The sequence below is a fragment of the Streptomyces sp. NPDC041940 genome, from assembly GCF_055589465.1.
Window position 1 is genome coordinate 56,817 of sequence record NZ_JBVJBP010000003.1, and the last position, 13,606, is coordinate 70,422.

Consider the following 13,606-nt stretch of genomic DNA (forward strand, 5'->3'; position numbering starts at 1 on the left):
GTCGGGCAGGTCCTCGGGGTCCCACTTCATGACTAGACGCTTCGAGGTACAGCCATGTCCAAGACGGCCTACGTCCGTACGAAACCGCATCTCAACATCGGCACGATGGGTCATGTCGACCACGGCAAGACCACCCTGACCGCCGCCATCACCAAGGTCCTCGCCGACCGCGGCAACGGCGCGTTCGTGCCGTTCGACCGGATCGACCGGGCACCCGAGGAGGCGGCGCGCGGCATCACCATCAACATCGCGCACGTGGAGTACGAGACCGACACACGGCACTACGCGCATGTCGACATGCCGGGCCATGCCGACTACGTCAAGAACATGGTCACCGGCGCCGCGCAGCTGGACGGGGCGATCCTCGTCGTCTCCGCGCTCGACGGGATCATGCCGCAGACCGCCGAACACGTACTGCTCGCCCGGCAGGTGGGCGTCGACCACATCGTCGTCGCCCTCAACAAGGCCGACGCCGTCGACGACGGTGAGGACGCCGTGCTGACCGACCTGGTCGAGCTGGAGGTACGCGACCTGCTCACCGCGCACGGCTACGGCGGTGACTCCGTACCCGTCGTACGCGTCTCGGGCCTGAAGGCGCTGGAGGGGGACCCGCGCTGGACGGCGTCCATCGAGGCGCTGCTCGACGCGGTCGACACGTATGTGCCGATGCCGGAGCGGTATCTGGACGCGCCGTTCCTGCTGTCCGTGGAGAACGTGCTCACCATCACCGGGCGGGGGACCGTGGTGACCGGTGCGGTGGAGCGGGGCACGGTGCGGGTCGGGGACCGGGTCGAGGTGCTCGGGGCTTCCGTCGAGACGGTGGTCACGGGTCTAGAGACCTTCGGCAGGCCGATGGAGGAGGCGCAGGCCGGGGACAGCGTGGCGTTGCTGCTGCGGGGGGTGGCGCGGGATGTCGTCCGGCGGGGGCATGTGGTCGCCGTGCCGGGGAGTGTGGTGCCCAGCCGTCGGTTCACGGCGCAGGTGTATGTGCTGTCCGCGCGGGAGGGCGGGCGTACGACCGCGGTTTCCAGTGGGTATCGGCCGCAGTTCTATATCCGTACGGCGGATGTGGTGGGGGACGTCGACCTCGGTGAGGTCGGCGTCGCGCGGCCCGGTGACACGGTTGTCATGACGGTGGAGTTGGGGCGGGAGGTGCCGTTGGAGCCGGGGCTCGGATTTGCCATCCGTGAGGGTGGCAGGACTGTCGGGGCGGGGACCGTGACCGTGGTCGGTTGAGGCGGTGGGGGGACTGCGGGACCGTTGTGGCTGGTCGCGCAGTCCCCCGCGCCCCTTGAGGTGCGTGGCCCCACCGCACAATGGAGGGGTGAACGAAGCCATTCCCGTTGCCAGATCCGTCGATCACGGATTCGCCAAGCTCATGCCCGATGTCGACCGTGAGCGGGCCTGGTTGCTGACCGTCGACGGGGCGCCTCAGTCGTATGTCGATCTGGACGATCCGGCGCATCTGGAGTTCGAGTACACGCGGCGGCTCGGGCATGTGCTGGACGTCGTGGCGGAGCCGGGGCGGGTGCTGGACGTGGTGCATCTCGGGGGTGGGGCGCTCACGCTGCCCCGGTACGTGGCCGCGACCCGGCCGGGGTCCCGGCAGGACGTCGTCGAGGCGGACAGCGGGCTGCTGGAGCTGGTGGCCGAGCATCTGCCGTTGCCGGAGGTCGCCCGGGTCGTGCCGCACGCGGCGGACGCGCGGGAGTGGCTGGAGAAGGCCGCGGCGGACTCGGCCGATGTGATCGTCGCCGATGTGTTCGGCGGTTCGCGGGTCCCGGCGCACCTCACGTCCGTTCCCTACGTCCGTGAGGCCGCGCGGGTGCTGCGGGACGACGGGGTCTATCTCGCCAACCTTCCCGACGCCGCGCCGTTCGTCTTTCTGCGGTCCCAGCTCGCCACCCTGGCGACAGCGTTCGAGGAACTCGTGCTGATCGCCGAACCGGGGGTGCTGCGGGGGCGGCGGTTCGGGAACGCGGTGCTCGCCGCCGGGCATAACACGCTCGACACAGCCGCTCTCGCGCGGCTCACGGCCGCCGACGCCTTTCCGGCCCGGGTCGAACACGGTGCCCCGCTGCGGCAGTTCATCGGGGACGCGCGGGCGGTGCGGGACGAGGACGCCGTGCCGTCACCCGAGCCCCCCGGCGGGGCGTTCGGTATCGGCTGACGCGCTCGACGCCGCCCCGGGCCACCGGGGTGGTCCTGCACGCCGCGTGCGTCCGGCCCAGGGCGGCGGGCGTTGAGCGTCCGCGCCGCCGCCCCCAGGCTCACGCCTCGCCGGTCATGCCCCCTGGGGGCCCTCCTTGGTGAGGCGCACGGTGCCGAGGATCTTCTGGACGGTCGCCTCGGACAGCTCGCCCTTGACGCCCTTGGCCCCGTACAGGTTCCAGGTGACGAAGTCGCCCGCGCCGTTCTTGAAGGCGAAGGTGATCGCCTTGCCGTCGCTGTCGCACTTGCCCTTCTGGGGGGTGTTCTCCGAGTGCGCCGTGGCGACGCTGCCCTTGATGCCCGACTTGGTGGTGTACGGCTTGGGCTTGGTGAACTTCACGCTCTTCTTGTCCGGCTGGGTGTAGCCGCCGAAGATCCACCACGGCACGCGGGTCTCGGCCGCCTCGTCCGTGGTCTTCGCGCCGTCCTCACCGCGGGTGCCGACGGTGGCCAGGGCGGTGTCGTCCTCGCGGCCGTCCTTGTCGTCGTCGCTCGTGCACCACTTGGACTTCAGATAGGCGGGGGCGGTGACGCTGGTGCGGTCCATCTCACCGTCCTTCTTCTCCCACTCGAAGCCCACGCTGGTACCGGGAGTCTCGATCTCCCAGTCGGCGGGGACGTCGAACTGGGTGCCGAAGCGCGTGTTGACGACGACCTTCCAGCCGGGGACGGTCGCCTTCTCCTCCTCACCACCGCGCGGGTTGCCCCCGGAAGCGGAGGTGCTCGGCTCGGTGGAGGGCTCCTTGGAGGCGGCCGGGGTCGGCTTCTTGTCGGTCTTCCCGTCAGCCGTGTCGTCCTTGTCGCCGCCCAGCACCAGGAAGCCGGTGACGCCGGCCGCCACGACCACCGCAGTGGCCGCGATGATCGCGACCAGCTTCGTCCGGTTGCCGCCGCCACCACCCTGCGGCGGCTGAGGCGCGCCGGCCGGCGCCGGGGTGCCCCACTGGGGCTGCTGCCCGTAGGCGCCCGGCTGCTGTTGCTGATAGCCCGGCTGCTGGTACGGATTCGGCTGCTGGTACCCCGGCTGCTGGTACGGGTTGTTCGCTTGCGGGTTCTGCTCGCCCCCGGGCGGCTGCTGTCCTGGCCACATGGGCAGTCACCCTAGCCGCGCTCCGGACACGATTCGGTCACCGCCTGTGGACGGAGACGTAGCAACGCGGGGACGACGCGGAGCGAATCGCCGTACAGCGGACGGATGCGGCGGTCGTCACACGGCCTGGTCAGACCCTGGCCAGGCGTCTCTACTCGTGAGTAACATGCGGGCATGAGCGCAGACCAGATGTCCATCGGCGAGATGCTCGCCGCCACGGTGCCCATGGCCCGGACCCTGAACCTCGAGTTCCTCGAGACCACGCCGGAGCGGGCGGTGGTGTCATTGCCGGACCAGAGCGATTACCACAACCACGTGGGCGGGCCGCACGCCGGCGCGATGTTCACGCTCGGCGAGTCCGCGAGCGGGGCGATCGTGCTGGCCGCGTTCGGGGACCAGCTCTCGCGTGCCGTGCCGCTCGCCGTCAGTGCCGAGATCGCCTACAAGAAGCTGGCGATGGGCGCGGTCACGGCGACCGCGACCCTCGGCCGCCCGGCCGCCGAGGTCGTCGCGGAACTGGACGCGGGCGGGCGCCCCGAGTTTCCAGTGGCCATCGCCATCCAGCGGGCCGATGGCGCCGTGACCGGTGAGATGACGGTCGTCTGGACGCTGCGTCCCAACGGCTGATTCCGCTGTCGCGTGGCTGAGGCCCCGGCCGAGGGGTGAACCCCGGGCCGGGGCCCTCGCGTTGCCTCAGGCCGCGACGTGCCGGTGTGCGGGGGGTGCCGGGTCTGCCGGGTGTGCGGGGTGGGCGCCGTCCAGCTCCGCGACGAACCCCTTGAGCCAGGCCACGAACTCCGGCCCCAGGTCGGGCCGGTCGCAGGCCAGCCGGACCACCGTGCGCAGGTAGTCCGCCTTGTCCCCGGTGTCGTAGCGCAGGCCCTTGAAGACGACTCCGTGCACCGTGCCGCCTCCGGCCAGCTCCTGGAGGGCGTCGGTCAGCTGGATCTCGCCGCCCCGGCCCGGTGGGGTGCGCTCCAGGACGCCGAATACGGCCGGGTCGAGGACGTAGCGCCCGATGACGGCGTAACGGCTCGGCGCGTCCTGCCGGGCCGGCTTCTCGACCAGGCCGGTGACACGGACGACGTCCTCCTCGCCGGTGGGTTCGACGGCGGCGCAGCCGTAGAGGTGGATCTGCTCCGGCGGGACCTCCAACAGGGCGACCACGCTGCCGAGATGGCGGTCGCGGACGTCGAGCATCCGGCTCAGCAGTGTCTCGCGCGGGTCGATCAGGTCGTCGCCGAGCAGAACGGCGAAGGGCTGGTCGCCGACGTGCCGGCGGGCGCACAGTACGGCGTGGCCGAGGCCGAGCGGGTCGCCCTGCCGGATGTGGTGGATGCTCGCCAGCCCGGCCGGGTCGCGCACCGCGTCCAGCCGTACGGTGTCGCCCTTGGCGGCGAGGGCCTGCTCCAGTTCGAAGGCGTGGTCGAAGTGGTCCTCGATGGCCCGCTTGTGCCGGCCGGTGACCATGAGGACGTCGTCGAGTCCCGCCGCTGCCGCCTCCTCGACGACGTACTGGATGGCCGGCTTGTCGACGACCGGCAGCATCTCCTTGGGTGTCGCCTTCGTGGCGGGCAGGAAGCGGGTGCCGAGGCCGGCGGCCGGGACGACCGCCTTGCGGACGGTGCGGGCGGTGCGGGCGGGGGTGACCGGGGTGGAAGGGCGGGGGGCGATCATGCGGCACATGCTGACCCGTGGAGATGAGAGCGCGCCGAGAGTCACATGGGAGTGCCCTGTGAGTGGGGGAGATTTCGTGGACAACCGCCTTTGCCTGCACACAACTTGAGGCCCTTCGCGGTGCGGTTTTCGAATGCCGGTGCGGATACCGCCGGTAACATATCTGAATTCCCGGCGTTTTGAACTTGGGTCATCCGAACGCCTTGTTACCTGTGAGTCGCATGTGCGAAAGTGAGCCGCCTCACACCCAAGTCCGCAGCTCACGCGGCTAGGTATGCACCAATCACGCACCTGCTTTCCGACGGACGCGCAATTCGCATGCCGTCCTGCGGCTGGAAGGAAATGGTTCAGTGCAATCCCCGTACCCCCCACGCCCGCCGTACCCGCCGCGACCCGGAGCGGGGCCCGCGGAGTCCGACCGCAATCTTCTCGCCCGGGTCGGCGAACCCGGTGAAGGGCCGCGCGCCGTCGCGCTGTTGCTGTCGCGGCACTGGCGTGCCGTCCACGAGTACGCCGTGATCTGTCTGGCGTCCTCGGAGGATGCGGCGTCCATGGCGGCCGCCGCCGCTTTCCGCCGGGAACTCGCCGGGCCGGGCGGCGGTGCGCTGCGCCCGCGCCTGCTCGCGGCCGTACGGGACACGGTCAGGGAGTGGGCCGCCGACGACGGCATTTCCGTCGTGCTGCCGGAACTCCGCAAACCGGTCGGCGCTCGTGGTCTGCGTGCCGCCCGGCCCATGACGCCCGAAAGGCGGCTCCTGGCGGAACGCGCATTCCGGTCCCTTCCGGGGGCTTCCCAATGCCTGCTCTGGCATACGGAGGTCGAGGCCGAGCCGCTATCCGTACCGGCCGGTCTGCTGGGGGTGGACCCCCGTACCGCGTCGGCCGCTCTGGAGCAGGCGCGCGAGCAATTCCGGACGGGGTGTGTACGGGCGCACCGGGAACTCGCGCCGACACAGGAATGCCGGTACTACAACCGCTTGCTGGACGTTCCCATGCGCCGGGGCGGGGCTCTGCTGCCGGATGTGCAACGGCATCTCATGGCCTGCCGCTACTGCCGTCACGCCGCCGAGCAACTCAGCCATTTCGAGGGCGGTCTGGAGGACCTGCTCGTCGAGACCGTGCTCGGCTGGGGCGCCCGCCGCTACCTCGCCTCGCGGCCGGGCCGCGACGGGGGGCCGAACGCCCTTCCCGCACACCCGGCCGGTGGCCGCCACCGCCTGCGGACCCACGCCCTGCCGGCGGGCGGCCGGCTCGGGACGCCCAGGAAACACACGAAGGCGCTGGCCGCCGCGGTCGGGCTGACCTCCCTCGTGCTGCTCGCGACTCTGCTCGCCACCCGGGGCTGGTCGGAGGAGGGCGGTACCGCCGGCCCCCAGGCCACCTGGGGCGCGGTCAGCGGCCACTCCGTCGACCCGGGCGACGCGGGATCCTCGTCCGCGGAGCCGTCCCCGGCCGGTGTCCCTTCGGCCGCCTCCGCGGGTACCGCCGAAGTCGCCCGTGGGCGGCTGCGCAACCTCGACGCCGGACTGTGCCTCGACGTCCGGGGCGGCCGGCTCCGGGCCGACGCCCGTATCGTGCTGACCGCCTGCTCCGACGGGTCCCCGCAGTGGTCGTACCAGGACGACGGCCTGCTGCGCAGCGCCGCCGACCCGACGCTCTGCCTCGGCTCCGACGAGGGGTCGGTCGGCCTGGCAGGGTGCCTCGTGCACGCCGGAGTCGTGCGCTACGACCTGACCGTGCGCGGCGAAATCCTGCCGCGCGGCGGCAAGGGACGGGCCGTCGCGCCCGGAAAGGGCCGGCACGTGATCGTCACCGGGCGCGACGGCTCCGAGGCGCAACGCTGGGCGCTGGAACCGGCGGTCGTCCGCGAGGAGACGGGGGAGTCCCGGCAGAAGCGGCCCCAGGACTCCCCGGTCGCGCCGCGGGAGAAGCACCAGGAGGAGAAGCACCAGGAGGAGAAGCACCAGGAGAAGAAGAAGGGGCCGTACGCCGATGCCCCCTCGGGCCACCCGCCCCGGTCCCCGAGGGCCGAGTCCGAGCGGCAACTTCCGCCGGACCGTTACGAGCCACGGCTCGCCCAGGTGGCCTGCTGCGACGAGCCCGACCCGGGCCCGGCCCCCGACGACACGGCCGCCCCCGGCCCCGGCGTACTGGGGAGAGCGACCGCCGTCGTGGCAAGGACCGCGCTGACGCTGCATGCCGTGACGCTTCCGTAGGGCCGGGGGTATCGGCCCGCTCACCCGGCCGGGTGACCCCGGCGTCGGTTCGTGGTGAGAGGTTCACCCGACCTGACCGCGGTGTCCGGCGAAGGGTGAGGGCGGGGCTGGCGCATAGTGCGTTCATGACCGACTCCTTCTCCCGTTTTCCCCGGCGGTCCGCCCTTCGTCTGCTCGGTGGAGCGGTCGCCGTGGTCGCGGCGGCCACCGGCGGGTTCGCCCCGGCTTCCCGTGCGCACGCGCGGGACGGCCGGGGCGCCGGGGCCCGGGTCGAGGGGCTGCTCGCCCGGCTCACCCTCGACGAGAAGATCTCCCTGCTGCACGGCGCCGCCGACCCGCGCCCGCTCGGCCAGGCGGGCTACGTCCCCGGAGTGGCACGGCTCGGCATCCCGCCGCTGCGTCTCGCCGACGGCCCGGCCGGTGTCCGGGTCACCCGGCATGCCACCGCCCTGCCCGCCCCCGTCCTGCTGGCCTCCGCCTTCGACCCCGACCTGGCCAGGCGCTACGGCCAGGTCATCGGACGGGAGGGTCGCGCCCTCGGCCAGGACGTGCTGCTGTCCCCGATGGTCAACCTCATCCGCACCCCGTACGCCGGCCGCAACTTCGAGACCTTCAGCGAGGACCCGCTGCTCTCCGCCCACCTGGTCGCCGCCGAGATCGAGGGCATCCAGGGCGAGGGACTCATCGCGACCGTCAAGCACTTCGCGCTCAACAACCAGGAGCGCGACCGCACCTCCGTCGATGTGCGCGTCGACGAACGGACCCTGCACGAGACCGAGCTGCGCGGCTTCGAAGCGGCCGTCGCGGCCGGCACGGGCGCGGTGATGGGCGCGTACAACAAGGTCAACGGCACCTTCGCCTGCGAGAACGAGGAACTGCTCACCGGCGTCCTGCGCGAGCGCTGGGGCTTCACCGGCTGGGTGATGACCGACTGGTCCGCCGCGCACAGCACGCGCGAGGCCCTCATGGCGGGCCTCGACATGGAGATGCCCGACGGCACCCACTTCGGCACACCCCTCACCTCGGCCGTGCGCGACGGCGGCGTGCCCGAACGGTACGTCGACCGGGCCGTGCGCCGCGTCCTGACCGTCATGGACCGCTTCGGGCTGCTCGGCGAAACCGTCCGCCCACGCCCCGACCGCAACGCGAAGGCCGGAGCGGTGGTCGCACGCGAGGTCGCCGAGGCGGGCGCCACCCTGCTGCGCAACGCACACGGCACCCTGCCCCTGGCCGCCGGCGGGAGCATCGCGGTGATCGGGCCGACCGGCGCCCGACCTCTGGTCAGCGGCGGCGGCAGCGCCCATGTCGTGCCCGAGCACGCCGACAGTCCCCTCGACGCCATCCGGTCGCGCGCCGCACGGGTGACCTACGCACTCGGCGAGGACGCCTTCGGCAAGCCCCTCCCGGCGAGCGCGCTCGCCCCCGCCTTCGACACCGAGGCCCAGCGCGTCGACGCCGGCCGGACCTGGACGTACGACGGCACCCTCACGGTGGCCGAAGCCGAGGCCGGCGACGACTGGACGTTCGTCCTCCACTACTCCGGCACGCCCCCGCTGCGCCCGAAGGTCCTCCTCGACGGTGAGGAACTGTTCCCTCTGGTCCCCGGCTGGGACGAGTACTTCATGGGTGGCCTGCTCACCCACGCTGCCGACGGCCTGTCCGTGCGCCGCAGGACCCTGAAGCCGGCCGGGGGAACGCACCGGCTGTCCATCACCGCACAGGGCGGAGACACCGGCCGGCTGTTCCGGCTGCGCCGCATCACCGCCGCGACCCGGGCCCAGGACGTCGCCGAGGCCGTACGGACCGCCCGCGCCGCCCGGGACGTCGTCCTGTTCGCCTACGAGGACGCCATCGAGGGCCAGGACCGTACGACCATCGCCCTCCCCGGCAACCAGGAGCGGCTCATCGAGGCGGTGACGGCGGCCAACCCGCGCACCACCGTCGTCCTCAACACCTCATCCGCCACGTCGATGCCGTGGCTGGAGCGCACCGGCGCCGTGCTCCAGATGTACTACCCGGGCCAGGAGGGCGCGGCCGCCACCGCCGCCGTCCTGTTCGGGGAGCGTGATCCCGGCGGTCGCCTCACCCAGAGCTTCCCCGCCGACGACGCCCATCACCCCGTCGCCGGGGACCCCCGCCGCTACCCCGGGGTGGACGGCACCGAGCAGTACACGGAGGGCGTCCACGTCGGCCACCGCTGGTACGACGCCCAGGACGTGGCGCCGCTGTTCCCCTTCGGCCACGGACTGTCGTACACGACCTTCGCCTACGAGGACCCGGACGCGCGCTGGACCGCCGACGGACTCGATGTCGCCTTCACGGTCCGCAACACCGGCCCGCGCGAGGGCGTGGCCGTGCCGCAGGTGTACGCGGGACCGGCCCCGGACCTCCGGCTCGACCAGCCGGTACGCGTACTGGCCGGGTACCGGCGGCTCACCCTGCGGGCGGGGGAACAGCGACGCGTCACCGTACGCGTCGAGCCGCGCACCCTGTCCTCCTGGGACCCGAAGGTGCGTGACTGGGTGCTCGGCACCGGCCGGCGCACCCTGTGGATCGGGGCGTCGTCACGGGATCAGCGGCTGCGGACGAGCGTACGGGTAGGTGGCTGAAACCCGGCGGGTCGCGAGCGGCACGCACCGCATGGCCGACAGGCGCCTGGCATCGAACCGGAACAAACTGGTACTCCTCCTGAGGCCGTCGCAGAACCCCCAGGGAGTCACTCATGCCCGAGGCCCCGCGCCAGGACAGCAGGACCGCACCGACCGACGAGGAGCTGCGCAGGCTGGACGCCCACTGGCGGGCCGCCGACTACCTGGCGGCCGGTCAGATCTATCTGCTGGCGAACCCCCTGCTGACCGAGCCGCTCAGGCCCGAGCACATCAAGCCGCGGCTGCTGGGGCACTGGGGCACCTCGCCCGGGCTCAACCTCGTGTACACGCACCTCAACCGGGTCATCAAGGCACGCGACCTGGACGCCCTGTGCATCTGGGGGCCCGGCCACGGTGGCCCGTCGGTCCTCGCCAACTCCTGGCTGGAGGGCAGCTACACCGAGAAGTACCCGGACGCGACGCGTGACGCGCCGGGCATGGAGCTGCTGATGAGGCAGTTCTCGTTCCCCGGCGGTGTGCCCAGCCACGTCGCCCCGGAGGTCCCCGGCTCGATCCACGAGGGCGGCGAACTCGGCTACTCCCTCGCCCACGCCTACGGCGCCGCCCTCGACAACCCGCGCCTGCTGGTCGCCTGCGTGATCGGCGACGGCGAGGCGGAGACCGGCCCGCTGGCCGGGTCCTGGCACGCCAACAAGTTCCTCGACCCCGTCCACGACGGTGCCGTCCTGCCGATCCTCCACCTCAACGGCTACAAGATCGCCAACCCGGCCGTGCTGTCCCGGCTGCCGGAGGAAGAACTCGACTCGCTCCTGCGCGGCTACGGCCACGAGCCCATCCATGTCGGCGGCGACGACCCGGCCGCCGTCCACCGCGCGATGGCCCACGCCCTGGACACCGCCCTCGACCGCATCGCCGAGGCACAGCACGCCGCCCGTGAGCAGGGCGTGACCGAACGCCCGCACTGGCCGGTGATCGTGCTGCGCACCCCGAAGGGCTGGACCGGCCCGGCCGAGGTGGACGGCGAGCCGGTCGAAGGGACCTGGCGCTCCCACCAGGTGCCGCTGTCCGGCGTCCGCGACAACCCGGAACACCTGCGGCAGCTGGAGGCCTGGCTGCGCTCGTACCGGCCCGAGGAACTGTTCGACGCCGAGGGCCGCCCGGTCGCGGACGTCCTCGACTGCGTCCCCGAGGGCACCAGGCGGCTCGGCGCCACCCCGCACGCCAACGGCGGACTGCTGCTCCGCGACCTGCCGGTCCCGCCCCTGGACGAGTTCGCCGTGCCGGTCGACAAGCCGGGCACGACGACGCACGAGCCCACCCGGGTCCTGGGCGACCTCCTCGCCCGGGTCATGCGGGACACCGCCGACCGGCGTGACTTCCGCCTGGTCGGCCCGGACGAGACCGCCTCCAACCGGCTCCAGGCCGTCTTCGAGGCCAGCGGCAAGACCTGGCAGGCCGGGACGCTGCCCGTCGACGAGCACCTCGACCGGCACGGCCGGGTGATGGAGATCCTCTCCGAACACCTCTGCCAGGGCTGGCTGGAGGGCTATCTGCTCACCGGCCGGCACGGGCTGTTCTCCTGCTACGAGGCGTTCGTGCACATCGTCGACTCGATGGTCAACCAGCACATCAAGTGGCTGCGCACCTCCCGGCGACTCCCGTGGCGCGCCCCCATCGCGTCCCTCAACTACCTGCTGACCTCACATGTGTGGCGGCAGGACCACAACGGCTTCTCCCACCAGGACCCCGGCTTCGTCGACCACGTCCTCAACAAGAGCCCCGAGGTCGTCCGGGTCTACCTCCCGCCGGACGCCAACACCCTGCTGTCCGTCGCGGACCACGTCCTGCGCAGCCGCGACTACGTCAATGTCGTCGTGGCCGGCAAGCAGCCCTGCTTCGACTGGCTGTCGATGGACGAGGCCCGGGTCCACTGCGCCCGCGGCGCCGGTGCCTGGGAATGGGCGGGTACCGAGGACGGCTCCCGGGAACCCGACGTGGTGCTGGCGTGCGCCGGCGACGTCCCCACGCAGGAGGTACTGGCCGCCGCGCACCTGCTCCGCCGGCACCTGCCCGACCTGGCGGTCCGCGTCGTCAACGTCGTGGACCTGGCCCGGCTGCTGCCGCAGGAGGAGCACCCGCACGGCATGAGCGACTTCGAGTACGACGGGCTGTTCACCACCGACAAGCCGGTGATCTTCGCCTACCACGGCTATCCGTGGCTGATCCACCGTCTCGCCTACCGCCGGGCCGGGCACCAGCACCTGCACGTACGCGGCTACAAGGAGTCCGGCACCACGACCACGCCCTTCGACATGGTCGTCCGCAACGACCTCGACCGCTACCGCCTGGTGATGGACGTCATCGACCGCGTCCCGGGCCTCGCGGTGCGCGCCACGGCCGTACGCCGGCGGATGGCCGACGCCCGCACCCGCCACCACGACTGGATCCGCGAGCACGGCACCGACCTGCCCGAAGTCACCGAGTGGACGTGGAACGCCTGAGCCGCGGAGCACGTCCTGCAACCCGGTAGGCTTCCCGTGCCCGCAGGGAAGCTCAGGGAAAGGAACCCGCGTTGCACGTCCAGGAGTGGCTCGAAACCGTACCCGCCGTCGCCGTCTACGCACTGGTGGGAGTGGTCATCGGCCTGGAAAGCCTGGGCATCCCGCTGCCGGGCGAGATCATCCTGGTCTCCTCCGCACTGCTCGCCTCCCAGCACGGCGACATCGACCCCGTCGTCCTCGGCGCCTGCGCCACGGCCGGCGCGATCATCGGTGACTCCATCGGCTACGCCATCGGCCGCAAGGGCGGCCGGCCCCTGCTGGCCTGGCTGGGCAAGAAGTTCCCCAGGCACTTCAGCGAGGGCCATATCGCCACCGCCGAGCGCTCCTTCGAGAAGTGGGGCATGTGGGCGGTCTTCTTCGGCCGCTTCGTCGCCCTCCTGCGCATCTTCGCGGGCCCGCTGGCCGGTGTGCTCCGGATGCCGTACTGGAAGTTCCTCATCGCCAACGTCCTCGGCGGCATCGTCTGGGCCGGCGGCACGACGGCCGTCATCTACTACGTCGGCATCGTCGCCGAGTCCTGGCTGAAGCGCTTCTCGTGGCTGGGCCTGGTGGCGGCGGTCCTCGTCGGCGTGACCTCCATGCTGGTGATCAAGCGCAAGGCGAAGAAGGCCAACCAGAACTTGGAAGTGACCGGGGCACCGGTGCCCTAGGGGCGCGGGGAACTGCGCGATCAGCCCCCACCGCGCCGCACCCGCCGGTCGACCTACGCGTGCACATCCCGATGCGCCTTCGCCAACTCGGCGTACATCGTGCCGTTGAGGGTCACCCCCTGCTTCTCCTCTTCCGTCAACGGTCGCTTGACCTTGGCCGGCACCCCGGCGACGAGGGACCCGGGCGGCACCACCATCCCCTGCGGCACCAGGGCCTGCGCGGCGACAAGAGACCCGGCCCCGATCACGGCCCCGTTCAGCACGGTCGCGCCCATCCCGATCAGACAGTCGTCCTCGACGGTCGCCCCGTGCACCACGGCGTTGTGCCCGATGGACACCCGCTCACCCACCGTCACGGGAAACCCCGGGTCGGCGTGGAGCGTGCAGTTGTCCTGGACGTTGCTGCTGGCGCCGACGGAGATCGACTCGACGTCACCGCGCAGCACGGCCCCGTACCAGACACTCGCCCCCGCACCCAGCGTCACGCCCCCGATCACCGAAGCCGTCGGCGCCACGAACGCCTCCGGATCGATCTGCGGCTCCCTGCCGCCGATCCCCGTGATCATCGCCCGCTGCGCCATGTCCGCCTCCA

General features: G+C 71.9%; 10 protein-coding genes. 7 read left to right on the top strand and 3 right to left on the bottom strand.

Features of this window, described 5'->3' with window-relative positions; all coding sequences use genetic code 11:
- Positions 1-54: 54 nt before the first annotated feature.
- Both tuf and ACZ6I3_RS07535 read left to right on the top strand, forming a co-directional pair.
- On the top strand, positions 55-1,236 hold the full coding sequence (tuf, locus tag ACZ6I3_RS07530; protein WP_469412581.1) for an elongation factor Tu: 1,182 nt from the start codon (positions 55-57) through the stop codon (positions 1,234-1,236).
- 88 nt (positions 1,237-1,324) lie between these two features.
- On the top strand, positions 1,325-2,170 hold the full coding sequence (locus ACZ6I3_RS07535; protein ID WP_469412583.1) for a spermidine synthase: 846 nt from the start codon (positions 1,325-1,327) through the stop codon (positions 2,168-2,170).
- 114 nt (positions 2,171-2,284) lie between these two features.
- Here ACZ6I3_RS07535 and ACZ6I3_RS07540 read toward each other — a convergent pair whose 3' ends face one another.
- Positions 2,285-3,301 carry a DUF8017 domain-containing protein gene (locus tag ACZ6I3_RS07540; RefSeq protein WP_469412585.1) on the bottom strand — a complete coding sequence of 339 codons (1,017 nt, stop codon included), beginning with the start codon at positions 3,299-3,301 and terminating at the stop codon, positions 2,285-2,287.
- 174 nt (positions 3,302-3,475) lie between these two features.
- On the opposite strand from ACZ6I3_RS07540, the gene ACZ6I3_RS07545 reads away from it, so the two are divergent.
- Positions 3,476-3,928: a DUF4442 domain-containing protein gene (locus ACZ6I3_RS07545; protein ID WP_189724504.1), complete on the top strand. Its 453-nt coding sequence runs from the start codon at positions 3,476-3,478 to the stop codon at positions 3,926-3,928.
- 66 nt (positions 3,929-3,994) lie between these two features.
- Here the strand turns inward: ACZ6I3_RS07545 and galU are convergent, their stop codons facing one another.
- On the bottom strand, positions 3,995-4,978 hold the full coding sequence (gene galU / locus ACZ6I3_RS07550; protein ID WP_469412587.1) for a UTP--glucose-1-phosphate uridylyltransferase GalU: 984 nt from the start codon (positions 4,976-4,978) through the stop codon (positions 3,995-3,997).
- 350 nt (positions 4,979-5,328) lie between these two features.
- Between galU and ACZ6I3_RS07555 the strand changes: the two genes are divergently transcribed.
- The 4 genes from ACZ6I3_RS07555 (at position 5,329) to ACZ6I3_RS07570 (ending at position 13,014) form a co-directional block, all read left to right on the top strand.
- Positions 5,329-7,194, top strand: a complete 1,866-nt coding sequence (locus ACZ6I3_RS07555) for an RICIN domain-containing protein (RefSeq protein ID WP_469412588.1) — start codon at positions 5,329-5,331, stop codon at positions 7,192-7,194.
- A 125-nt stretch (positions 7,195-7,319) separates the two neighbouring features.
- Positions 7,320-9,803, top strand: coding sequence for a beta-glucosidase (locus ACZ6I3_RS07560; protein WP_469412589.1), 2,484 nt, complete (start codon positions 7,320-7,322; stop codon positions 9,801-9,803).
- A 113-nt stretch (positions 9,804-9,916) separates the two neighbouring features.
- Positions 9,917-12,304: a phosphoketolase family protein gene (locus tag ACZ6I3_RS07565; protein WP_469412591.1), complete on the top strand. Its 2,388-nt coding sequence runs from the start codon at positions 9,917-9,919 to the stop codon at positions 12,302-12,304.
- Positions 12,305-12,375: 71 nt separating this feature from the next.
- Complete coding sequence (locus ACZ6I3_RS07570) at positions 12,376-13,014, top strand: DedA family protein (protein ID WP_469412593.1); 639 nt, start codon at positions 12,376-12,378, stop codon at positions 13,012-13,014.
- Positions 13,015-13,067: 53 nt separating this feature from the next.
- On the opposite strand, the gene ACZ6I3_RS07575 is transcribed toward ACZ6I3_RS07570, so the two are convergent.
- The gene (locus ACZ6I3_RS07575) at positions 13,068-13,595 is read right to left on the bottom strand and encodes a gamma carbonic anhydrase family protein (RefSeq protein ID WP_469413111.1); all 528 of its coding nucleotides are present in this window, start codon (positions 13,593-13,595) and stop codon (positions 13,068-13,070) included.
- Positions 13,596-13,606: the final 11 nt, after the last annotated feature.